Annotated in this window: 17 protein-coding genes and 3 pseudogenes; 5 read left to right on the top strand and 15 right to left on the bottom strand. The window is 47.5% G+C overall.

Features of this window, described 5'->3' with window-relative positions; all coding sequences use genetic code 11:
• The 4 genes from dnaX to TZ48_RS16860 all read right to left on the bottom strand — a co-directional run.
• On the bottom strand, window positions 1-1,349 hold a 1,349-nt coding region (gene dnaX, locus TZ48_RS16840), incomplete at its 3' end, for a DNA polymerase III subunit gamma/tau (RefSeq protein ID WP_112480014.1).
• A 12-nt stretch (window positions 1,350-1,361) separates the two neighbouring features.
• Window positions 1,362-1,907, bottom strand: coding sequence for an adenine phosphoribosyltransferase (gene apt, locus TZ48_RS16845; protein ID WP_112461962.1), 546 nt, complete (start codon window positions 1,905-1,907; stop codon window positions 1,362-1,364).
• Between the two features lie 157 nt (window positions 1,908-2,064).
• Complete coding sequence (locus TZ48_RS16850) at window positions 2,065-2,439, bottom strand: YbaN family protein (RefSeq protein ID WP_112480015.1); 375 nt, start codon at window positions 2,437-2,439, stop codon at window positions 2,065-2,067.
• Between the two features lie 333 nt (window positions 2,440-2,772).
• Window positions 2,773-3,867, bottom strand: a complete 1,095-nt coding sequence (locus tag TZ48_RS16860) for a response regulator (protein WP_112480016.1) — start codon at window positions 3,865-3,867, stop codon at window positions 2,773-2,775.
• 355 nt (window positions 3,868-4,222) lie between these two features.
• Here TZ48_RS16860 and TZ48_RS16865 point away from each other — a divergent pair, with 355 nt between their 5' ends.
• Window positions 4,223-5,098 carry a LysR family transcriptional regulator gene (locus tag TZ48_RS16865; RefSeq protein WP_112480017.1) on the top strand — a complete coding sequence of 292 codons (876 nt, stop codon included), beginning with the start codon at window positions 4,223-4,225 and terminating at the stop codon, window positions 5,096-5,098.
• Window positions 5,099-5,178: 80 nt separating this feature from the next.
• Here TZ48_RS16865 and purF read toward each other — a convergent pair whose 3' ends face one another.
• The 11 genes and pseudogenes from purF to fabB all read right to left on the bottom strand — a co-directional run bounded on the left by purF (window position 5,179) and on the right by fabB (window position 19,237).
• Entirely contained in the window at window positions 5,179-6,693 is a 1,515-nt protein-coding gene (purF, locus tag TZ48_RS16870) for an amidophosphoribosyltransferase (protein WP_112480018.1), read from the bottom strand.
• A 36-nt stretch (window positions 6,694-6,729) separates the two neighbouring features.
• Window positions 6,730-7,219, bottom strand: a pseudogene (locus TZ48_RS16875) (CvpA family protein).
• Window positions 7,220-7,280: 61 nt separating this feature from the next.
• Window positions 7,281-7,823: an SPOR domain-containing protein gene (locus TZ48_RS16880; RefSeq protein ID WP_112480019.1), complete on the bottom strand. Its 543-nt coding sequence runs from the start codon at window positions 7,821-7,823 to the stop codon at window positions 7,281-7,283.
• Window positions 7,824-7,843: 20 nt separating this feature from the next.
• Window positions 7,844-9,118, bottom strand: coding sequence for a bifunctional tetrahydrofolate synthase/dihydrofolate synthase (gene folC, locus TZ48_RS16885; RefSeq protein WP_112480020.1), 1,275 nt, complete (start codon window positions 9,116-9,118; stop codon window positions 7,844-7,846).
• A gap of 42 nt (window positions 9,119-9,160) precedes the next feature.
• Complete coding sequence (accD, locus tag TZ48_RS16890; RefSeq protein WP_112461955.1) at window positions 9,161-10,087, bottom strand: acetyl-CoA carboxylase, carboxyltransferase subunit beta; 927 nt, start codon at window positions 10,085-10,087, stop codon at window positions 9,161-9,163.
• A 175-nt stretch (window positions 10,088-10,262) separates the two neighbouring features.
• Window positions 10,263-11,066, bottom strand: a complete 804-nt coding sequence (gene truA, locus TZ48_RS16895) for a tRNA pseudouridine(38-40) synthase TruA (protein WP_042499217.1) — start codon at window positions 11,064-11,066, stop codon at window positions 10,263-10,265.
• 218 nt (window positions 11,067-11,284) lie between these two features.
• Window positions 11,285-13,006 carry a FimV/HubP family polar landmark protein gene (locus TZ48_RS16900; RefSeq protein ID WP_112480021.1) on the bottom strand — a complete coding sequence of 574 codons (1,722 nt, stop codon included), beginning with the start codon at window positions 13,004-13,006 and terminating at the stop codon, window positions 11,285-11,287.
• 11 nt (window positions 13,007-13,017) lie between these two features.
• The gene (locus TZ48_RS16905; RefSeq protein ID WP_112480022.1) at window positions 13,018-15,390 is read right to left on the bottom strand and encodes a FimV/HubP family polar landmark protein; all 2,373 of its coding nucleotides are present in this window, start codon (window positions 15,388-15,390) and stop codon (window positions 13,018-13,020) included.
• Window positions 15,391-15,640: 250 nt separating this feature from the next.
• Window positions 15,641-16,654 carry an aspartate-semialdehyde dehydrogenase gene (locus tag TZ48_RS16910; RefSeq protein WP_112480023.1) on the bottom strand — a complete coding sequence of 338 codons (1,014 nt, stop codon included), beginning with the start codon at window positions 16,652-16,654 and terminating at the stop codon, window positions 15,641-15,643.
• A pseudogene (locus TZ48_RS16915) lies at window positions 16,651-17,783 on the bottom strand (4-phosphoerythronate dehydrogenase). The gene TZ48_RS16910 and the pseudogene TZ48_RS16915 overlap by 4 nt, the downstream one beginning before the upstream one ends.
• A 242-nt stretch (window positions 17,784-18,025) precedes the next feature.
• Window positions 18,026-19,237, bottom strand: coding sequence for a beta-ketoacyl-ACP synthase I (gene fabB, locus TZ48_RS16920; RefSeq protein ID WP_112480024.1), 1,212 nt, complete (start codon window positions 19,235-19,237; stop codon window positions 18,026-18,028).
• Window positions 19,238-19,411: 174 nt separating this feature from the next.
• Between fabB and mnmC the strand changes: the two are divergent.
• From mnmC to TZ48_RS16940, 4 genes and pseudogenes are all read left to right on the top strand, one after another.
• Window positions 19,412-21,416 (top strand): annotated as a pseudogene (mnmC, locus tag TZ48_RS16925) (bifunctional tRNA (5-methylaminomethyl-2-thiouridine)(34)-methyltransferase MnmC2/FAD-dependent 5-carboxymethylaminomethyl-2-thiouridine(34) oxidoreductase MnmC1).
• A gap of 216 nt (window positions 21,417-21,632) precedes the next feature.
• The gene (locus TZ48_RS16930; protein WP_112480025.1) at window positions 21,633-22,724 is read left to right on the top strand and encodes an ABC transporter substrate-binding protein; all 1,092 of its coding nucleotides are present in this window, start codon (window positions 21,633-21,635) and stop codon (window positions 22,722-22,724) included.
• A complete protein-coding gene (locus TZ48_RS16935; RefSeq protein ID WP_162674632.1) occupies window positions 22,721-23,923 on the top strand; it encodes a hypothetical protein in 1,203 nt (400 codons plus the stop codon). Before TZ48_RS16930 ends, TZ48_RS16935 begins: the two co-directional genes overlap by 4 nt.
• Before the next feature lie 26 nt (window positions 23,924-23,949).
• On the top strand, window positions 23,950-24,543 hold the full coding sequence (locus TZ48_RS16940) for a GGDEF domain-containing protein (RefSeq protein ID WP_112480027.1): 594 nt from the start codon (window positions 23,950-23,952) through the stop codon (window positions 24,541-24,543).
• Window positions 24,544-24,554: the final 11 nt, after the last annotated feature.

The following is a 24,554-nucleotide window of genomic DNA, read 5'->3' on the forward strand; positions in this document are numbered from 1 at the left end:
GGACTCGGCGGCTGCGATGAACTCATTTGCGAGGTATCAATGTACGGTTCAGGCCCTTCCTCATATTGAGGAATTGAACCCGCATACTGTGGCGCGCTTTGAGTATGTGACATTGGTGGTGTCGACATAGTTTCAACCGGCGCTGACTGAGGCGGCGCTTGATTGATATTCGTTGCTGGTCGCGCAGATTGTGACTGCATTGATTGCGACGGCAATGAATTCGACGACACTGATGTCGCGGTTATTTCACTTGCTTGCAACTCAGTCGCGGGTCTAAAGGCCAGCATTCTCAGCAACGTCATTTCCACCGCAACACGCTGTGACGGTGAGAACGGCAAATCTTGACGACCTTTTAAGACAATCTGATAGTAAAGCTGCACATCTGTGGCAGGCAACACACCCGCTAGGTGACGAACTTTGTCTCCATCGGCGATTTCTCCATCCACGCTGGTTGGCAGTGCTTGAGCCATAGCGATGCGATGCAGCTGTGTCGCTAACTCAGAAAGCAGGATGTCCCAATCAACGCCGTTGTCGGCCAGAGCGGATAGCGTCGCCATCACTTGCTGCGCGTCACCAGTGACAATAGAGTCCAGCAGCTGCAGGGCTTGTGCAGTGTCCAAAGTGCCGAGCATTTGGCTCACCACTTCAGTCGTCACATGACCATTACCAAGCGCAATAGCTTGATCGGTCAGACTCAACGCATCACGCATACTGCCATCAGCGGCATGAGCAAGCAGAGCCAAAGCTCTGTGCTCCTGCTCAACGTGTTCATGGCTCAGCACATGCTCGAGCTGTTGGTGAATGTTATCAACGGTGATTGGCTTTAGGTGGAACTGCAGACAACGAGACAAAATAGTCATCGGCAGCTTCTGAGGGTCCGTCGTCGCCAGAAGAAACTTCACATACTCTGGTGGCTCTTCAAGCGTTTTCAAAAGCGCGTTAAAGCTGTGACGAGAAAGCATGTGCACTTCGTCAATCAAGTAAACCTTGAAGCGCGAGCGTGCCGGCTTGTACTGAACGTTATCCAGTAACTCACGAGTATCTTCTACCTTAGTGCGAGATGCGGCATCGATTTCTAGCAAATCAACACTGCGACCTTCATCGATCTCTTTACAGCTCGAACATTCACCACAAGGCGTTGCCGTGATGCCAGTTTCACAGTTCAAACCTTTGGCAAACAAACGACCGATCGTCGTTTTACCCACACCACGTGTACCGCTAAACAAGTAAGCGTGATGAAGTCGGTTCTGGTCTAAAGCATTCTCAAGAGCAGTTAGGACATGAGTCTGCCCTACTACTTCGGAAAATTTCTTTGGTCGCCATTTTCTGGCTAACGCGAGATAACTCATGAGGCGTCCTAATTAGTGGCCTTCAAATTCACACAGACTGTATACGTCGATACCCAGCGCTTCAAGGCGCTTGTCACCACCAATTTCTGGAAGGTTGATAACAAAAGCAGCGTGTGCCACTTCACCACCTAATTGGCGAATCAGTTTTGTTGTTGCTTCGATGGTGCCGCCCGTTGCCAGTAGATCGTCTACCATCAACACTTTGTCACCTTCAACAATGGCGTCTGTGTGAATTTCTAGTGTGTCCATGCCGTACTCTAGCTCATATGACTGAGCCACAGTTTCGCGAGGCAGTTTACCTGGCTTACGAACAGGAACAAAACCTAACCCTAGTTCTAATGCCAGTGGCGCACCAAACAGAAAGCCGCGCGCTTCTGTACCAACAATTTTAGTAAAGCCCTGGTCTTTGTACTTCTCTACCATTAGCTCAATCGTCGCTTTGTAGGCCGCTGCATCTTCCATCAGACTGGTGACATCACGGAACAGGATCCCTGGTTTCGGGTAATCTGGAATACTTTTGATGCTGGCTTTGATAAGGGAAATTTTGTCGATAGTCATAGTATTGATCTCTGGAAAGGTCTTTGGGTGCCTGTCGTTCAGAGTACGGGTCTTGGCATGTCGCAGCCATAACATGGCAACAGCAAGCTAGATACGTTCATTCTGTAGGTAATAAGTAAAACGCCCACAATTAAGGTGGGCACACAACCTTCTAATGTTAGTGATTTTCGTGGTGTTCAGCAACGGGCGGTTTCACAGGAATCCGCAAAAAGAAGGTAAAAGTGGCCACAAACAGCGTCAACAGCATAAGTTTTAACCAAAGCGGTTTTACGACAAAGAGAGATATTGAGAAGCTCGCAACGATGAACATTGCACCTCGGCGCTTGACGGTTTTCGTTACGCAGCGATCTTGTTCCCAATCGGTAATGATAGGGCCTAATTTGGGGTGAGATTGCAGCCATTGATGAAAGGCAGGACTACCGCGAAGAAAACACGCACTAGCCAATAGAAGAAAGGGAGTCGTTGGTAATAGAGGAAGGGCTATTCCAACCACGCCCAAAACAACAGAAATAGTACCCACTGTATTCCACATTAAGCGCTTTACAGTGGTTAAATTATTTATGGTCAAAAACCTGCGTATCCGTTCATTACTCTGATCCAAGTCAGAGTAGCCGGAAGTGTTGGGATTAGCAATGCGGCGATAAAGCCTAGAAAGTAAAAAATGTTGTAAGGTTCTTTGAATTCTTGATCTGACATGACTCTTGCTCTTAGATTGGGCTAAAACTTAGCGCTTGAACTGGGCTAAAAAATGTACGAAAAAGGGAGGCAATTGCCTCCCAAAGCGTTAACATTTTTACTATAACTCAATTACAACCCGTCAAAAACCGAGTAATTGTAGGGGTATTATTCGCTCATAAACGAGCAACTACACCATCAAACTAATATCCCAACTAAAGCTGCTAGAGCCAACTCGACTCATCGTCAGCTTACCCGCATCTTGAAGTGCGAGATCTTTGGTCATGAAGTTGCTTAAGCAGTTGTCGCCCAATCGTCGCCCACCTGCGATGTTAAACTGTGCCTGACCATTATCCCATCGACACCCTAGGCCAGCAGGTAATATAGATACCGAGCCTTCGGCTAGATCGATGGTGCCAAACAAAGCTTCTACGGTACTGGCTCCGGCTGCGCATGCCATGCCTTTTTCTAGGTTGCGCGCTAAACCTTTCAAGTCGACTGAGTTGTGCTGTAATCGACGCACATAGTCATCAAACAAGGTTCGCACCAGCAGGGTGCTCGCTACGCCTCCTTGGTCGGCAGAATCCGCATCGACTAGATAAAAGGCGAGCTGCCCACTCATCAACCAACTGTAATCAAACACTAACGGTAAACTGGTTGTGGCTTGCAATAAGCGATAACTACTGCGCCAAGCTCCCAGTGATGAGTCTTTTTCCGGGAGTAGCGCCGTAAGTAGCTCCCTCGCTGCATTAGGATTTTGCTGCAAATACTCCAGGTGCCAATGGAGCTCTTGTTCCTGCTGCTCACTTTCAATACCGTCATCGTCAAGCCGGAACCAGCGGCTCACAAAGTCGGATTGCTCTGCGGCACTTGAGCTTTCTTCTAATACGACTTCTATCGCTTCAGCGAGATAGCGATAATCACTGAGCGGTTTGGTTAGAAAATCTTTCACCCCCATTCTCAGCGCTTTGGCTACATCCCCCATATCCCCTGTTGCAGATATCACGATCACTGGCAGCGACGGATACTCCACTCTCACCTCTTCTGTAAACTCCATGCCCGTCAAAAGCGGCATCGCCAAGTCACAGAGAACAAGATCAGGCTGAACCTCACCAAGCATTTTGAGGGCTTCAAGGCCATCACCGGCCTCAACAACTTGGTGACCGATCGCTTCCAGGAACTTTCTGGTTACACTTCTAAATACTGGGTCATCGTCAACGACCATTACCCTAGCACTGTGTTGCTGCTCGATAGCCACAGCAACTTGACTGTCAGTTTTAGACATAAGACTGCGCCTCACAAATTCTATTGAGCGTGTAATTGTTATTATTTTTGGTTTACATCAAACGTCGTATCGTAAGGAAACGCTACAATGATGCAATTCATTGACTATTGAAAACAGGACATACTCCATTCCTGAGTACTTTAACTGTAGGCAGAAATCCACTTTTATACAAATGCCCCCAATTGTGGCATTATCTTGTGTTCTCGGTTTTGCTATAAAAGTGTCCAATTCGCTGATTTCCCCGTGCTTAATGTCTAAATACGCGAAACGACTTGAGAGGATCTGGCTGAAAACCCGGTGGCTTTTTCAAGTTTTGGACTATATTAAAAACCAATAATTACAAATAGTTGAATATATGAAACTCGATGATCTAAATCTGTTCCGACTTGTTGTGGAAAATGGGAGTTATACAGCAACTTCTCGTAAGACCATGATACCTGTTGCAACAATTACTCGACGCATTCAGGCACTAGAGGATTCGTTGAACCTTCGCTTGCTCAATCGTCATGCGCGCAAACTGTCACTCACCGAAGCGGGCGAGCGCTTTTATAATGAGTGCTCGCCTTTGCTGCAACGACTAACGTCTACGTCAGAAGAAATTGCCGACGAGTGTAAAGGGGCATCGGGTAAGTTGAAGATTTCTTCACCGTCAAACCTCACCAAACGTTTGATGATGCCTATGTTCAATGACTTTATGGCTCAATATCCCGACATCAGTCTTGATTTGACGATGAGCAACCACGCCGATCAACTCGACCCAACCGAGTGGGATGTCATCTTCCGCGTTGGGCCGCAGCGCGACTCGAGCCTTATTGCTCGCAAGCTCAGCACAGTCAAAGATGTTTTGATCGCAGCCCCAGAATACCTAGCAAAGCATGGCGAGCCAAAACATGCGGAAGAGCTTTCGTCTCATCGACTACTCAAAGGTGCGCCACTGATTAAATGGCAACTTAAGAACGTCAGTGGCGAGTCTATCATCAACAATACTAAGGCTCGATTTGAAGCCAACAGCCTCAATGTTGTGCGCCGCGCCTGCTCGGCTGGACTGGGTATTACCTTGATGCCAGATGTGATGATTCAAGAGCACATCGACAACGGTGATTTGGTGCGAATTTTGCCAGAGTGGAGCGCCAACCCGCGTGACATTTATATGCTCTACAACCACAAAGATCATTTACCAGAAAAAGTACGTCTGTTTATCGATTTCGTCATCGACTACTCTCTTCACTGAGTTTCTAAACCATAATCGATAAACAATAAAAAACCAGAGCCAAGGCTCTGGTTTTTTGTGCTTCTCTTAGGAGGCGCGGCTTAGATGCCTTCGTTATGAAGCTCTAAGTTAGCCAAATCTTGCTGAATATCGCGCTGAACTTTTGCATCATCGTTACGCAATGAGTCAAGGTAATCCAAGTACGACTGATCGATATCGCCCGTTACGTATTCACCATTAAATACTGAGGCTTCAAACTGCTTAACATCTGGGTTGCCTAGACCTACCGCTTCCAAAAGATCTGGAACCGTTTGGTAGATCAGTGCATCGGCACCAATTTGCTTGCAGATTGCATCATTATCACGGCCATGGGCAATAAGCTCATTCGCACTTGGCATGTCGATACCGTATACATTCGGGAAACGAACTTCTGGCGCAGCCGAGACCATGTAGACTTTGTTGGCACCAGAGTCACGAGCCATTTCAATGATCTGCTCTGACGTTGTGCCACGAACGATAGAATCATCGACTAGCAGTACATTCTTACCTTTGAACTCAGAGCGGATAGCGTTGAGCTTGCGGCGCACAGATTTCTTACGCTGCTGTTGACCCGGCATAATGAAGGTGCGGCCTACGTAGCGGTTCTTAACAAAGCCTTGACGGTATGGCTTATCAATCGCTTGAGCGATTTGCAGTGCGATATCGCATGATGTCTCTGGGATTGGGATAACCACGTCGATGTCTAGGTCGGCAAACTCATCTTTGATACGCTCACCCAGCTTCTTACCCATTTCAACGCGTGCGCTGTATACCGAGATTTTATCGATAAATGAATCTGGACGCGCGAAGTAAACAAACTCAAAGATACATGGGTTTAGTGTTGGATTGTCGGCACATTGGCGAGTAAATAGCTCACCATCAAATGTGGCGTAAATCGCTTCACCTGGTGCAACATCACGGACAAAATCAAAGCCAACGGCATCCAGTGCAACAGACTCAGAAGCAACCATATACTCAGTTTTTCCTTCCACTTCACGCTTACCTAAGCAAAGAGGACGGATACCGTTAGGATCGCGAAATGCAATCATACCGTGACCGATGATCATCGCGGCAACCGCGTAAGCACCTTTAATAGCACGGTGAACATTAGTGACAGCGCGGAACACGTCATCCGACGTCACGTTGCCTTTTACGGTGTCAATTTCATGAGCAAGAACGTTAAGCAGAACTTCAGAGTCCGACGTCGTGTTAACGTGGCGACGGTCTTTTTCAAACAACTTTTCACGAACTTCGTGGGCGTTGGTGAGGTTACCATTGTGTGCCAAAGTAATACCAAACGGAGAGTTTACGTAGAATGGCTGCGCTTCCGAAGCGCTTGAGCTGCCAGCTGTCGGGTAACGAACATGTCCAATACCTACGTTACCTTGGAGGCGCTGCATGTGCTTCGCTTCAAAAACGTCTTTAACCAGACCATTCGCCTTACGCAGACGAAAACGATTGCTTTCTATGGTAACAATACCAGCGGCATCTTGGCCACGATGCTGTAAAACGGTCAAAGCGTCATAGATAGACTGATTCACAGGCGTTGAGCCAACGATTCCAACAATACCACACATGTCCTAATCCTCGATTTGCGACATTAGCTGGCGCCGCTAAGCGCCAGACAAGAAACTAGAAGTTGCTTCGATGTGTTCAAAAAACGGCTCAATGACCAATTTAAAGTGTGGAACCAGTTCTGAGGATTCCCACCATTCGCTGTTGTTAAGCGTGGTAAAGGTGTCAACAAAGAACAGTACCGCTGAGACGATAAGCACTCCTCGCAAAGCGCCAAATACGATACCAAGTACTCTGTCTGTACCCGAGAGTCCCGTTTTCTGAACCAACTGCCCTATGACATAGTTAATGAGAGCTCCGACAATCAAGGTCGCAACAAACAAGGCAGCGATTGCGGCGCCATTACGAAACATGTCGTCTTCGATATTGGTAAAGTACACCGCCAATTTTGCGTAGTACTGGCTGGCGATAAAAAAACGCGCCAAACCATATCAAAAGCGACATTGCCTCTTTGGCAAAACCGCGAACTAAACTGATCAAGGCCGATAGCCCAATCACACCCAAAATGACAAAATCTAACCAATTCATGAATTCTTCATCTCAAGTTGGCGCGCATTTTAACAGAAAAATGAGCGACGCAAACGTTTTCTTATGGATTTAGTGGCTTAAATTTGAGCAGTTGACCTCTTGAACCGGTAATTTCCTCTAATTCAATCAATTGCTTCTCTAATTTACTTTTTGAAACATCTGGACCGATAATCACGCGAGTAAAGGTCTCTTCCTGTTTCACATGGGCTTGATAGCCACGCTTTTGCAGATCTTTGACAAGTGCTGCGGCGTTATCGGCATTTTTCAGCGCCATCAGCTGAATAATCCAGGCACTGTCTGCATAATCGTTACGCTCTGGTACCTCTTGCGCTGATACATTGACGATATCCGCTTCTGGCTCTTGAACAGCCTCTTCGCCCACAGTCGCTTGCACAGGGGCTTCTGGAAGCACGGAAATGTCCTCTTCTGGTTCCAGTACTTCAAACGATTCCACGTCAGCGTTAATTTCTGGCTTAAGCGGGATGCTGGCAAACTCTTCTTTGTAGTGAAGCTTCTTACCATCAAGCAGGTCTGGCAGGATAATCACCCCGACTGCCACCAGTACGATGGTGCCCACTAAGCGGCTTTGGAATTTACTCACCATGATTTCTCCTAGATTCGATTTTACTTAGCGGTTTTACCGCCACAGTGCTCCAACACCTCACCAACCGTATGGAATGACCCCACAACCAAAATCAGATCGTCTGGTTTCGCATCTGATTTCGCCGCCTCAAATGCCGCCACAGGCGAATCATAGCGAGTCAGAGTTTGGTTGGAATCAAGATGGACGCACAGTTCGTCCGCAGACGCGGCTCTTGGTCCACTCAATGATGCAGGATACCAATGCTCTGTCAGAGGATTCAAAACTCGGATAGTTTCAGCGATATCTTTGTCATGCAGCATACCTATCACCACTTTAAATCGAGTATTGGGATACAAACGATTAAGCTGAGTCACTAAGTACTCCGCTGAATGAGGGTTGTGCGCGACATCGAGAATGGTCGCTGGTGTGCCTGCGATGACTTGCATGCGTCCGGCCAGACGCGCGTCTTTGAGGCCATTCACAATGTTGATGTCGGTAATATTTAGATTAGCCGCACCGAGCGCCATCAGAGCTGTATTGGCATTCATCAGAGGAAGAACCGGAATAGGCAAATCCTCTAACGTGAAGGTGCCGTGATGCCAGCTCCACGTCGAATCTGAGGTTTGCTTGTAGTCGAACTGAATACCTGTTTGATAGAACTCTGCACCAATGTCATCGGCATGAGCAGGTACCGTTGCAGGCGGTTTCGGCTGACCACAAATAGCCGGTTTTCCGGAGCGATAAATGCCCGCTTTTTCAAAACCGATGACGTTGATGTCATCACCCAGCCAGTCGACGTGATCCACTGCAAGGCTAGTAATCACCGACACATCATGATCAACCACGTTGGTCGCATCCAGCCTGCCACCTAGGCCGACTTCAAGCAGTACAACGTCCACCTTGTGCTGCTGGAACTGCTTTAGAGCAGCCAGCGTCGCGTACTCGAAAAAGCTCAGGCTGACGTCACCACGCAGCTTTTCAATGTAGTCGAAAGCTTGTGTGTGTGACTCATCGGGCAGCTCTTGGCCGTTGATACGGACACGTTCATTGTAGCGAATTAGATGAGGAGAACTGTAGACACCAACCGAGTAGCCAGCATCTAACAAAATGGCTTCCATCAATGCACAAGTCGAACCCTTGCCATTGGTACCGGCAACGGTGATAACGGTTGGGGCTGGTTTGGTAAGTTGACCTTTTTGTGCCACGACGGACACTCGGTCTAGGCCAAGATCAATGGCACTGGTATGGATACTGGTTAAGTAATCAAGCCACACCTCTAGTGTCGATGTGGCTTGTGGAATGGATTGTGAACTCATTTAGCCGTCAATATGTTAACGTTTGATAACTTAGTGAGTACTTTACCCTTTTTCGTCCGCTTCTGGTACTTCATATGCAGGTTCTTGTGGAGAATCTTCCACAGAAACGACAAGCGGTGACGCTTGGTTCGTCATTTTCGCAAGTAGGCTACCTACACGCTGACGCATTTCACGGCGATCAACAATCATATCAATCGCACCATGCTCAAGTAGGAACTCACTACGTTGGAAACCTTCTGGAAGGTCTTCACGTACTGTTTGCTCGATAACACGACGGCCTGCAAAACCAATCAGCGCCTTCGGCTCACCGATATTGATGTCACCTAGCATAGCAAGACTTGCTGAAACGCCACCCATGGTTGGGTCAGTCATTACAGAAACGAACGGAAGTCCTTTCTGAGACAGACGCTCAAGCGCTGCGCTGGTTTTCGCCATCTGCATTAGCGACATAAGTGCTTCTTGCATACGTGCGCCGCCACTTGCTGAGAAACAAACAAGACCACAGTTGTTTTCCATTGCTGCTTCTACTGCGCGCACAAAGCGAGCACCAACAACAGAGCCCATTGAGCCCCCCATAAATGAGAACTCAAACGCACACGCGACTACTGGCTGACCAAGCAGCTCACCTTGCATCACAACCAAGGCATCTTTCTCACCACTGTTTTTCTGTGCTGCAGAAAGGCGCTCTTTGTAACGCTTTGAATCTTTGAATTTAAGCTTGTCTTGAGGCTCAAGCTCAGTCGCGAGTTCAACACGGTTACCTTCGTCTAAGAAGGTTTCTAGACGACGGCGTGCTTTCATTCGCATGTGGTGGTTACACTTAGGGCAAACCTCAAGGTTACGCTCTAGTTCTGCGTGATAAAGTACTTGCTCACATGAAGTACATTTAGTCCAGATACCTTCTGGGATAGATGCTTTGCGCGAGCTAACGATGTTGCTTTTTTCTAAAATCTTTTCAAGCCAACTCATGGAAGACCTTTTCTCTAGTTACCCCCGCCAAAATGGCGAAAGTGTGAAATTCTAATTAATGCCGTGGGATTAAACCATATTACAGCCAAACTGTAGATAAAAAACTGGTTGTACCTATCCTTGTGACCAAGCCATAACTCTTGATCACGCGAACTTTTCACTGTTTGGAACCTAGTTACCAACCAGAGTTCAAATCATTCGGCAAAAATAGCGGACCAATGGGCATTTCTGGGAGCTGGTACTCATCTGGATAGTCGACGTCGACCAAATACAGACCGTCAGCTTTCGCCGTAGCGCCAGCCAGTTTGCGATCTTTTTGTGCCAGTAACCACTCTATCCACTCAGGTGGCTGCTCACCTCTACCGACCACAATCAAGCTACCGGTAATGTTTCGCACCATATGATGAACAAAGGCGTTCGCTTTAATATCAATCACCACGTAAGGGCCGTGGCGAGTCACGTTTAAGTGCATGATATTGCGCCAAGGGCTACGAGATTGACACTGCACGGCACGAAAGGACGTGAAATCATTTTCACCAAGTAGGTACTGCCCTGCTTGATGCATTTTTTCTACATCCAAATCGCCATGATAATGACTGATACCAGAAGATAAAATTCCAGGACGTAAATCGTGATTGAAGATCACATAACGATAGCGACGAGCAGTTGCAGAAAAGCGCGCATGGAACGCTTCTGGGACTTCTTTTGCCCAGCGCACTGCAATGTCTTTAGGTAGGTTTGCATTAACGCCCATCGTCCAAGCAACAGGCTTACGGATCGCAGATGTCTCAAAGTGCACCACTTGCCCTGTACCGTGTACACCGGCGTCGGTACGCCCCGCACACTGAACCTCTATCGGTTCATTGGCAACAATAGATAGCGCCTTTTCCAGTTTTTCTTGAACACTGGTAACTTCGCGCTGTCTTTGCCAGCCGAAGTATTTTTCACCGTTATATTCAATACCTAATGCAACTTTCATAGTTAACTCTGCATCTGTGATTTGTCAAAGGGGGCAAAGTATATACGCAACTCTACTTGGTATAAAGTCAGAGCCTGTGAAAGCTCGGTTATTAATTGCCTGCATAGACGAAAAGCTCATAACCAAAACCTGACCTGATGGCGACACTCAATGTTTGCGTCGCGTCGAATTAAGGTTCACGTATAAAAAAACGGTGGCAATCCACCGTTTTTTTGATTTTATTGATGTTCAGAGAGCTTACTAAGTAACCGCTTGGCCTCTTGCTCAACTTGCCCTGAGCCTTCCAGCAATACTTTTTCGAGTAGCTTTACCGCGCCTTCAAAATCGTTCATTTCAATGTAGATTTTCGCCATATCAAGATTCCCTGCAGCCTCAGAATCCGAATCGACATCGACCTCAGAAATCGGTCCGATGACATCTGGGAATTCATCCAGCCCAACATCAAGCTTGAGCTCTTCCTCTTCTTGTTCCGATACCTCTCCATCGTCAACTTGCGCCATGAGCTCATCAATCGTCATAAATTGCTTTTCTTGACCATCAAAATCGGCAACAGGATCTTGTGAAGACCAATCTTCATCGGACGCTTTGGCAAGAGATCCTACATCGTTGCCACTCCAAATCGCTTGCTCTTCATCTGGAATGTCATTGTTGATCGCCGCTCTTTGCTCGTCGGTAAGGGTAAATCCATTCCAATCTTCACCAGCCTCAGCGCCAGCTGTCTCTTGCAGCATAGCATCGATATCAAGACCAGCGCTGTCCGCCGTCGTTTGATCCACAGGTGAAATGTTTGAGAATGTCGCCCCTTCACTATCTTGCAAAAGCTCGTCGAGATTGCCTTCTTGTTCAATCGCCGACATATCGACCATGCTAAACGCATCGGCAAGTGCATCAATTTCCGAATGATCCAGCGTTTCACCCACCATTTCTGGTGCAGGCACCAAAGGTTGCTCCTCTGGTTCAAGATCAATCGCCGCTTGCTGCTCGTCGTATTCTGGAAGAGATTCAAGCGAGAGTTCATCCTCAAAGTCATGACTATCGGCTTGCTGTGCGATAGGATCCTCAGTTGGTAGAGACTCACTGTCATCCATATCGAGCAAGGCGTCTTGCTCGGTGAATTCTGGGAAGTCAAAGTCATCAAAAGCGTCTTGCTTATCTGCTGATGATGGCTCGTTAACTGGCTCTTCTGCTACTGGCTGGTTAGCTTGTGCCTGTTTTTCCACTAACGGGTCGGCGACTTCATCACTAGCCACATCCTCAAGCTCACTCACTGCATCACTTTGTGTCGCGTGTTCTGCAAACGTATCTCGTGGCTCAGACGCTGGCTCTGGCAATGCTTGTTCTTTAGTGAGATTGGCATCAGCAAATGCGTCGTCTTCGCTATACTCCGGTAGCTCGTCGTCGCTGAAAGCAAAGTCTGCATCAGAAAAATCTTCAGGCATTGGCTCATCGTCAGACTCACCCTCAGCATCGGCAAACGCTTGCTCTTCGCCGTACTCACTTTGCAGAGCATTAGCGAGGAAATCTGCATCGTCTTCTTGTACCGAGTCAGATACCGGCTCTTGTTGAGGCTCTTCCTCCAACCAATCATCATCTTGAGGTAGGCCAAACTCATTCGCCACCAATGCATCCAGATCTTTTCGAGACTGCTCACTGTCATCTTCATCGTGTGAAAAGTTACTACCGCTCTCAATTTCTGGTGAAAATTCAAAGTCTGTATCAGACGCAACCTGCGAGGTGAGCTCTGGCGAACCAACAACGTCTGGCTCTGCAGTCACATCAGCTATCGGGTCGATGTCTGAATCTTGCGACGACACTTCAAAAGTGTCATCAGTGTCTGATGTTTCGACCTGCTCTGCCTCAACTTCTAATGGTTCTTCAGAGCTTTCATTTGCTGTCACGTCCAACTCTGGCGCATCAACATCCAGTGCAGCCTCAACCATTGGCTCATCATCTAAGTGAAGCTCGGTCTCAGTCTCTGAAGTCTCGAAAAGCTCAAGATCATTTGAACCAAGCGCTCATCTTCCGATGGCAGTAGCTCTGTAGTACCTTCATCATCCAACTCCGCTGCTAACTCAGCGTCATCATTCAATGAGTCTTCCTGTAATGGTTCAGAGCTGGACGCTTGGTGGGCTACTGGGTCTGGTGCGTTAGCAGCAAATAGTGCATCCATTTCTTCGTCGCTGATGTCTGAGCCAAGCAGATCATCAGAGCCAAATGGATCCAAGTCGAAGTCATCTTCTAACGTGTCATCTTTTGCACTTGATAGGTTGCTCTCAAATAGCACTTCATCTAATAACTCGGTGCTATTTTCATCCAGCTCAGTCTCTTCATCCGCAAGAAGCTGCACATCTTCATCATCGTCGTCTACCGAGGCAGATTCCGCAGACAGTACTTCATCAAGGGTTAAATCAGAGTCATCCAGCTCAGAGAGCTCAAAATCATCAGCAAGCATGTCGTCAAGCAAGTCGACTTCATCATTGCCCAACTCAGCCTGGTCTAGGTCAGTCTGGTCTAACTCAGCCTGAAAATCAGGCGCAGCGTCAGGAGTCGCATCAATTTGCGAGAACTGAGCGAATAGGTCATCAATATCGTCGTTGTCTACATTCTCAGAGACGTTGTCAGAAGATTGCAGCTCGTCGTCGGCGACCTGAGCGTCACTTTCCTCAGCAATGATTTTTTCCAGAGACGCCAATGGAGAGTCTGCCGAAAGATCATCTAAATCGATTTCGCCTTCATCGAGGTCAAAGTCGTCGCCAGCGAGTAGCTCGTCCATTTGCGCTTGATTTAACGCGCTGTCTTCCTCGAGAGTCTCTTCAACACCAATTTGTGTGGCAGTTTCTTTATCTAAATCGCTTGGAGTGTCTAGGCTGAAGTCAGCAAACAGGCTATCTAGGTCATCTTGTGACACGACATTATTGCTGTCGTCTTCATCTTCGTCAGAAAGGTTGAAGTCTAGCTCGTCGTCATCACTTGGCACCGCAACGTCGTTAAGCGCACGCTCCATTTCCTCAAGACCAAGCGCTTTCTCGCCATCTTTAACGCTGATACCGTTATTGCTGGTATCAAGATCAACCACGCCAATATCGAGTTCTCCATCGTCATCGATGCTGGCAAACGGATCATCTTCGTCGTCTAGATTGAAATCGAAGTCTGCCTCATCGAGGTCGGCAAACACGTCATTCTCATCATTTTCTTGGGTTGCATCGCTGTCTTCAACATCATCATCCAAGCCTGCTAATAGATCATCGGAGAACAGATCATCATCGTCATCACTGGCAACTGCAGCTGTAGCGACTCCCGCACCAGCACCTGCTGCTGCGGCCATAGCGGTTTTATCCGAGCTATCAGTTTGAGCATCATTAAACTGCGCAGTTGGCTCATCATTTCGACGTTTACGAGAGCGTAATATTGCCATTACCAGAAGACCAAAAAGCAGCGCTGGTACAAAGGCTAGCAGAGCAACAAACCACGGTTTGGCGAGCCAAACATCAAGCTGGCTTGGTGCCAATCGAGCCATTTCAGCCTGTTTACGCTTTTCTTCACTGAGCTGACGTTCGACTTCAGTGCGGATACGTTCTTCGTTATCCACTTCCGTTTTTAGCGCTTCCACTTCGTGCTGAACTTCAGAAAGCATCAACCTTAGTTGGTGATTTCGCTCTTCTAAAGACAAAAGCTCGCTTTCCGAGCGGCTAAGCTCTTCTCGTAACGCTTTCGTTGCATCAGGCTCGTTCGGAACCTCCGGCGCTTTAGTCGTCACTTCTGCTTCGGTTTTAGGTGTGACTTCAACTGGCTCAGGTTTTGCCTCAGGTGGCGTTGTATCTGCTTTAGGTTGAGGCTTTTGTGACTCTGGTTCCGGTTGTACTGGCGCTCGAGGAGGCACAGCGACTGATGTAGGTTGGTTCAGTTTGGCCTGATGCGCAGCGAGAACGGCTAGCGCCTCTTGCAGATCTACACGATTGATCAACGCATTAGATGGAATACGAAGTTCACTGCCGGGCAACAGCTGATGTATATTACCCTTTTCGAATTGGCCTGGGTTTAGTTCATAGAATGCATAAATGGTTTGCTGAACGCTAGCACCAGCGGGCTTAAAGCGTGAAGCAATCGACCACAAGGTTTCATTTTGAGCAGTAGGACCATAGTAGCGTGCAGGTGCACCGCTTTCTTCATTGGCAATTTGACGGACAGGTTGCGAATATTGTGGAGCCGAGATGACCTCACCGTTAGGCCCGGTTAATCGAATAGTATCAGCGCTGATAGATAAAGAAGTTGTCGCTCCTGCTAGTGCTAACGCCACTAACAAAGGCTTTAAAATTTGATGCATGGAAGGCTCAGCTGTCTGCGATAGAAATTACAAAAATTATCTCGTTACTATATCGGATATTAGCTCCAAAACTATAGGTCAGCCTTTAAAAAACTTGATTCAAGCATGATATCGGTACCAATTTTACATTGGTTAACAGTATAAAGGCCCCTAAAAAGGAGCCTTTGATTAAAAAGTAACAGCAACGGTGTACAAAGCACCACTCAGTGTCCCGCAGACAGCGCAGAACAAGAGTTGAGCATTCGACCTTTTAGAAGTAGTCGCGGATCAATACTTCTGCAATTTGCACCGCGTTCGTCGCTGCGCCTTTACGGACGTTGTCTGCGACAACCCATAAGTTCACACCACTGTGGTGGCTAATATCATTGCGAACACGACCAACCATCACATGATCTTTGCCGCCCGCATCACGAACCTGAGTTGGCATATCTTCACCGTGGAAGACTTCAACACCTTCCGCTTGCTCTAGCAATTGAACCACTTCCTCTGCAGAAATAGGCGCGCTCGTTTCTAGATGCACAGCTTCTGCGTGTCCGTAGAATACTGGCACACGAACGCAGGTTGGGTTAACCATTAGATTTGGATCGTTGAAGATCTTTTGCGTTTCCCACACCATTTTCATTTCTTCTTTGGTGTAGCCGTTATCCATGAACTGATCGATTTGTGGAATACAGTTGAACGCAATTTGCTGGCTAAATGCCTTAGGCTCTACTGGTTTGCCGTTTAGTAGCATCGCCGTTTGGCCTGCTAGCTCATCGATACCACTCTTGCCTGCACCAGAAACCGACTGGTAAGTGGTCACGTTGATACGCTCGATACCCACCGCATCATGAATCGGCTTAAGCGCCACCAGCATTTGAATGGTTGAACAGTTAGGGTTAGCAATAATGTTGCGGTTTCTAAACTCAGCAATCGCTTCTGGGTTCACTTCTGGCACTACAAGCGGTACGTCGTAGTCGTAACGGAAGTTCGAAGAGTTATCGATGACGACCACACCTTCATCTGCCGCGATAGGCGCCCATTTCGCTGATTGCTCACCGCCTGCAGAAAACAGCGCGATATGGACCTGTGACCAATCGAAGTTCTCCACGTTCTCAACTTTCACTGTCTTACCGTTGATACGATAGGTCTTACCTTCACTGCGCTCACTCGCAAGTAGGTAGATGTCACCCATCGGGAACTCACGTTCTTGCAGCACTTCGACCATAGTTTCACCTACAGCACCTGTTGCTCCAAATACAGCGATATTAAATTGTTGGCTCATTTAGTTACCTCGATTTGAAATCCTAGTTCTGCTAATGGGGCGAGATTACAAGACTCGTCACCCTTAACAAGGACAGCGCCATACTCGCGTCTATCCCAATAAAGTTTACGCATTTTATCGAAACCATTTTCACTGTGAATGTCACGACGGAAAATCGCATCGTCCTTGCGTACATCATAGATTATCTGCGTCATACTGTGCAGCGTTGCTTCATCCCACGCACGATCTAGCGTCAGTTCTGGAATTGGAGCAACGGGTAGAAGTGCATCTGGGTTTGCACGTTCAGACAACCCTAAAAACTCACAATAGCTATTAAAGATCATGGTCGTGCCACGCGCTTTGCCTTCAAGGCCGTAACCCGCTATGTGGGGGTCGCGAACGTTAACAGAGGTAGCAGATCAAAATCAACCACTGGTTCAAATTCAAAGACATCAAGAACGGCAGTAAACCCATCTTGCTTGAGTAAGCGCTGTTTAAGTGCCTGGTTATCAACGACAGGACCACGCGCAGCATTAATCAAAATCTGATCTGCGCGGAATTTATCAAGACGAGCTTGGTTGATTAAATGATGCGTTGGGTATTCACCATCGCGAGTGATTGGCGTGTGCATGGTGACGACATCAGCCTGCTCTAACAGAGTATCAAGCTTAGTAAAAACTCTTTGGTCGCCTTGCTGCTCCTTGAGCGGGTCATTAAGAAGAACCTTGATGCCAATGCCTTGCAAGCATTTTTGCAGGTAGCTTCCTACCTGACCACAACCAATGATACCCACTGTTTTGTCGAAGATAGAGAAACCTTGCTGCTGAGCAATCACCATCAGACTACTGATAACGTACTCAGCCACACCCACTTTGTTGCAACCTGGTGCGGCAGTAAAGAAAATACCGCGCTGCTTTAGAAGCGCTTGGTCGACATGATCCATTCCTGCGGTGGCGGTGCCAACGAATTTAAGTTTGTTGGCCTTTTCTAAAAGCGCTTCATTGACCTTAGTAATTGAGCGAATCATGAGCGCATCAACATCAACAAGATCGTCAGCCGTTAACTCGCGGCCAGGTTTGGCGATCACTTCACCGAGTTGGCTAAACAGCTCAACGGCATAAGGCATTGCCTCATCAACAATAATCTTCATGGGAAGTTCCAAAGGGGTTGTCCTTACAATAGGCTGAATTGTGCAAGATATAGCAGCATGTGTCGAGTCGATGAGACTGAAAGATGGTGCTTGGCAAAATTCAGGTACAAAAATGCCCAGCCATTTGGCTGGGCAAGATCCAGAACAAAAGGATTTTAACCCGCTCTCCAGGGATTAAAACTTGCGTCTGCGACTGGTTTTCACCAGTCAGCTCTGGAAATCATAGAACTGATTAGCCAGGGTTAACCTTGGTACTTCTTCAGTACTAGTGTTGCGTTCGTGCCACCGAAACCAAAGCTGTTAGACATCACAGTATTTAGCTCTTGTTCACGAGTTTCAGTAACAATGTCTAGGCCTTGTGCCGCTTCATCCAGCTCATCAACGTTAATGCTTGGAGCAATAAAGCCGTGGTGTAGCATTAGCGTTGAGTAAATCGCTTCGTGTACACCTGCCGCGCCTAGTGCATGACCTGTCATTGCTTTCGTTGCTGAGATAGCTGGGCTGTTGCCGCCAAAGACTTCTTGGATAGCACCAAGCTCTTTAACATCACCTACAGGCGTTGACGTACCGTGAGTGTTCACGTAATCAATCACTTCAACGTCTTGCATTGCCATCTTCATACAACGCACTGCGCCTTCACCAGACGGCGCTACCATGTCGTAACCGTCCGATGTTGCACCGTAACCGACAACCTCGCCGTAGATTTTCGCGCCACGTGCAAGAGCGTGCTCGAGTTCTTCAACAACAACCATGCCGCCGCCGCCAGAGATAACAAAACCATCACGGTTTGCATCGTAAGTACGTGATGCTTTTTCTGGGGTTTCGTTGTACTTAGTAGAAAGTGCACCCATGGCATCAAACATCATAGTTTGAGACCAATCTAGCTCTTCACCACCACCAGCAAATACGATGTCTTGCTTACCAAGTTGGATAAGCTCCATCGCGTGACCGATACAGTGAGCAGACGTTGCACACGCTGAGCTCATTGTGTAGTTAACACCACGGATTTTAAATGGTGTTGCCAGACACGCTGACACAGTTGATGACATAGTACGAGGTACCATGTAAGGACCAACACGCTTCACGCCTTTTGCGCGTAGTGTATCCACTGCAAGTGTTTGGTTAAGCGCAGATGCACCACCAGAACCCGCAACGATACCTGTGCGGTCATTTGAAACTTGATCGTCTGTCAGACCTGCGTCTTCGATCGCTTGCTCCATTGAAAGATAGGCGTACGCCGCTGCGTCGCCCATGAAGCGCATTTTTTTACGGTCGATATGCTCAGCTGGGTTAATTTTCAAATCACCCCAAACTTGAGAACGAAGGCCCATCTCTTTGAATTGCTCTGAGGCGTTAATACCAGAACGGCCTGCTTTAAGAGACGCTAAAACTTCTTCCACGTTGTTACCGATGCTCGAAACAATACCCATACCGGTAATTACGACTCGTTTCATGTGACATTCCTATAAATTCAAAAACGGCTAAATGATAACGAAGATACAGGATAAAAGTGGTCAGCTTTCCCATAAATTCGTACAATTCGCATCAATAAATGCTATCGATGCCCCACTAAATGTAGTTGTGATAACTTTCTACCTAGGGTATAACACGAGATAAGTGTCAAAATTATGACTTCCATCACTCATGCGCAACTCGACTGGAATGAGTCGGGCACCCCGGTATCCGATCAATTTGACGATGTTTACTTCTCCAATGTCAATGGTTTAGAAGAAACTCGTTACGTATTCTTGAAGCAAAACCGACTTCCAGAGCGTTGGCACGATTTCGAGCAGCCGCGTTTTGTCATTGCTGAAACCGGATTTGGCACCGGATTGAACTTTCTCGCAGTGTGGCAGTGGTTCGAACAGTTCAGACAACAAAACCCAAACGCGACGTTGCAAGAGCTGCACTTTATCAGCTTTGAAAAATACCCATTATCTCAGCAAGACCTGATCAAAGCTCATGAATCATGGCCAGAACTGGCAGCCTATGCCAAACAGCTACAAGCCCACTACCCTATCGCCGTGCCAGAGTGCCACCGCCTTGTGCTTGCTGATGGCGCTATCACCCTTGACCTCTGGTTTGGTGATATTAAAGACTGCCTACCAAGTGTTCCGACGCCATCACAAGGTGTTGTCGATTGTTGGTTCCTTGATGGTTTTGCGCCGAGTAAAAACCCGGAGATGTGGAATCAAGATCTTTTCAATGGCATGGTGAAACTTGCCAAACAAGATTGCACCTGTGCGACGTTCACCGCTGCCGGATTTGTCCGACGCGGTCTGATTGAAGCTGGCTTTGAGATGAAAAAAGCCAAAGGCTTTGGTACCAAACGCGACATGATTGTTGGCCATATCGCGCAAAAGCAGCCCTATAGCAACTTTGAGCCTCTTTACTATCGCAGTGCTAAGCCACGTCCGCAACACGTCGCCATCATTGGCGGTGGTGTAGCCAGTGCAACCTTAATCGCTGCACTCGAGAAACGCGGCATTCAGACCACCCTATTTTGCAAAGATTCTCAACCAGCAGAAGGTGCGTCTGGCAATCGACAAGGTGCCGTCTACCCACTCCTCAATGGTGAACATCGTGGCGTGTCACGCGTGTTCGCACCCGCGTTTTTATATGCGAGACAATTCGTCGAACAAAGCGGCAAACCAGTTTGATTTTGACCATGATTGGTGCGGCGTTACGCAGCTCATGTGGGATGAGAAGTCAGAGCAAAAGCTTAAACGTATGCTTGAAGGCAAGTTCCCGAACGAGCTCATTCATCAGCTCGATGCCGAGCAAACCAGCCAAGCGATTGGCGTAGACTCGCCGCACGCTAGCGTTCATTACCCTTTAGGTGGATGGCTTTGCCCGGCAGAATTGACTCAAGGCCTTATCCGCTACTACGCAAACAGCGGTAAGCTTAGCGCGCATTTTAATGCTGAAATTGACTCGATTGAGCAAGTCGATAACGGTCAATGGCAACTCAACGGTTCTAACCTAGCAGAGGGTTCAAATTTTGATGCCGTCATTATTGCCAATGGTCACGAGTTTAGCCATCTTGCTCAAACCAAATCGCTGCATTTGACTGCAGTAAAAGGACAAGTAAGCCACATTCCTACCACGCAAACACTCGAAGCGATGAAGTCGGTGTTGTGTTACGACGGTTATATGACACCTCACAACCCAAACACCATGACGCACTGTATTGGCGCCAGTTACGATCGCAAGCACATCGATACCGACTTTGATTCAATAGCTCAGCAAGAAAATGGTAACAAACTCAAGGCGTGCATACCTAGTGTAGACTGGGTCAATGAAGTCGACACCAGCGACAATCAATCTCGCCAAGGGATCCGTACCGTCAGCCGCGATCATTTGCCGTTTGTCGGCCAAGTGGCCGATTTCGAGGCGCTCAGCAAAGATTATGAAGAGCAAGGCGGCCAGCTCCATCAATTAGCTCAGTACCCTGAGCTTTACTGCCTATTAGGCCTTGGCTCTCGTGGGCTCAGCTCAGCGCCACTGTTAGCTGAACTGCTCGCATCCGAGATGTGCGGCGACCCACTGCCACTACCGGTCGATGTGCTCAATAAGCTCCATCCTTCGAGAACCTGGATTAAACGCATTAATAAAGCTAAGCCACTAAGCTAGATTTCAAAGCGTATGTTTCAAAGCGTATATAGAGGGTGCCCAGCACCCTCTAATCTCTCAAAGATGCGCACAAAACTACCTATCACCTATTCACTTTTCCCTAATATCCAATGTTTTATATTTGAGACGCCTGCCTCATTCATGTGATTTTACTCACAACTATTCGACGTTTTAACAAATCACTTCCATAATTTTCTCTACACAGGGAGTGTTGTTATGAGAGTGATTTGGGCGCTTTGCGTCTACTATTTATTATTTGGCACAGCCATTGCAGCGGAAGGCGAAAATACGCCACATCAAGCTGATAGCCGAGTTTTGTTCGTAAATCCTGGGTTTGCGCAGGAAAGCTTTTGGCATGATGTCGACCTCTATGCACAAGCGGCGGCAGATTCTTTAGGGTTGCAGCTAGAGATCATCCATGGTGAACGTGACCGACTACTCACCCGCCAAAAGCTCATCGAAAGAATGCAGCGCGGTCCTTATCCAGACTTTGTCATACTCGTGAACGAAAAGGGGATTGGATTGACACTCCTTGAAACAATCACATCACCCAGCACTAAAGTCACTTTCGCTCTCAACGACTTGTCATCGCGTGATAAACGAGCGCTGTCCCAAAGCCTCGAATGGTCACAGCGCCTGTTGCCTGGCGTGTTTCCAGACAACTACCAAATTGGTTATCTTAGCGCTCAGGAACTGTTCACTAAAGGCGATGAACAACCTGGTGATTTTCTAATAATTTCTGGCGACAAGTCTACTCCGGCATCAATAAACAGGGAGGCAGGCGCTACATCGTTTGTCATGCAAAACGACAACACCACGGTGGCGCAACGCGTATATGGTGATTGGTTAGAAACGATAGCCTATGAACAAACCAAAGTGCTTTTAAAAAGACATGACAACATTCGTTATATCTGGACAGCCAATGACCATATGGCCTTTGGCGCCATTGCCGCGATTAGAGAAACCAAATCAAAAATTGGTGATGACATATTCGTCGGCACCATAAACACCTCCAAACAAGTGTTAGAAGCATTAGCTCAAGGAGAGGTCGCATCCCTAGCAGGCGGTCATTTTACCGCCGTTGGCCTCTCGCTGCTTAAAATCCACCACTACTTACATGGTCAACCTTGGCCGCAGCGAACCAAGTACAATTTGTTTCGTCCGATCCCCTACCCCTCAAAATTGTTCGACATACTGCAAAGCAAGGATTGGCAGCGGTTAGATTTTCACAGTATTGACATTCGAGCCAACCCCATCAAACCGTTTACCACCAAAGACGAGGTCTCTTCAGGTGAGGTGATGAAGTGATAGCCTTCCCTATGAAAAGGCTTAGGCACAAAATTATCGCTATCATGTTAGTCGCGACTGGCTTTTTAGCACTATTGAACATTGCCATCCAAGCCTATGTCGACTACCAGCAAGAGATGGAGCAGGCCGAAAATAACACCCTACGCCAGGTACGCTCGCTCTATTTTCCTATCTCAGAAGCGCTTTGGGATCTCGATTTGCGGCAACTGGAGCAGTTACTGATCAGCATCAGTAAAGACGACAGTATTCAGAACATACAACTGAAAGGAATCGAAGGCACTATGCTCGAAGCCAATGTTACCGAGCCATTAAGTGTGCAAACTCACCAATATGACCTGCGCTACAATGGCCGTATGCTCGGTACCTTGTCCTATCAAATAGACGACTCAAAGATTCAAGAAGAAGTATTATCTCGGTTAGCACTAGGGTTTCTTTTAAACACCTTAGAAGCCTTGTTGATTATCGCCATTGTTGTAGTGGTGGTTTACTCGCTCGTCACTAAACCGCTTAACGAGCTTTATGCGATATCGAAAACCATCAACCCTCAAACGTCGAGTAAGTTAAAGTTGCCCAACAGTCTGACTCAGCGTCAAGATGAACTCTCCTACGTTGCGAAGGCACTGCAAAACCTCAATAACGCTTCAAGGCGAGCAATAGCGGCACAAAGACGTACAGAGCGACAACTGCTCCATCATCAGAATCAACTCGAGCAGAGTATCGAGATTCAAACCAAAGCCTACAAAACCCAAAGTAAGCTGCACCAGATCCTCGCCGATATGTCACTCAATATTCTGACCTGCAGCGAGGACAACATGGCGACAGTTATGTACCGTGCATTTGAGCCCATAGGCCGTTTGCTCGACATCGATAGACTCAGCGTACTCACTATTGACGACAATATTGCTCACTATCGCTATTCCTGGCGAGCAGATGGTAGTGAAAACCCTTACTTCGAGGGGTTCAATATCGGCTCGATGGCACTACTACAACGTCGTCTGCTCTCTTTAGAGCCTATTGTGATTAGTGACATAGAACTGCTCAAGACCCAAGCGGATTCTGAGTACAACATGATGAAAAAGCTAGGAATCGATTCGGTAGCCATTTTTCCCCTGATTGATGGTAAAGCGATATTTGGCCTTCTTATTGCTCCAACATCCGCGGCGCACACGACTGGAGTGACACGCAACGCGCCATTTTAAGTCGGCTTTCAACCACAGTCAGCGAAATGCATCTGCGACTGCGCAGTCAAAAAGAAATGACCGCACTGCAAGAGGAACTCATAGAAGCCAATCAACGTTTGCACATCGCCGCAGAAACTGATGAGCTAACTGGGTTGCCGAATCGCCGTCCATTCATGAGCGAGCTTGAACATCATACACATAGCCTTTATGTCAGCAGCATTACGACCATGATGATTGATGTCGATCACTTCAAACAATACAACGACCTTTACGGTCATGTTCAAGGCGACTTTGCACTGCGTTATGTGGCCAACACTTTAAAGCAAGTGCTTGTTCCCTGTGGTCACATGGTCGCACGTATTGGCGGTGAGGAGTTTTGTGCCTTGCTGGTCAATGTCTCAGCTCATGAAGCCCTGACCTTGGCGGAAAAAATGCGTCAAGAAGTCCTATCACTCAACATTCCACATTCGGGAAACAATCCGTTCAACGTGCTATCGATTTCTGTTGGCGTTGCTCATCAGCTGGTTGAAGAACCGGTGACAACGCAGCAATTATTGGAAAACGCTGATGCTGCTTTATACAGAGCAAAGCAGAACGGGCGAAACCAAGTTCAATCAGAACCACCAAACCTTGATTAGCGAGTTGGCAG

The sequence above is a fragment of the Vibrio variabilis genome (assembly GCF_003263785.1).
In the GTDB taxonomy this organism is placed as follows: Bacteria; Pseudomonadota; Gammaproteobacteria; order Enterobacterales; family Vibrionaceae; genus Vibrio; species Vibrio variabilis.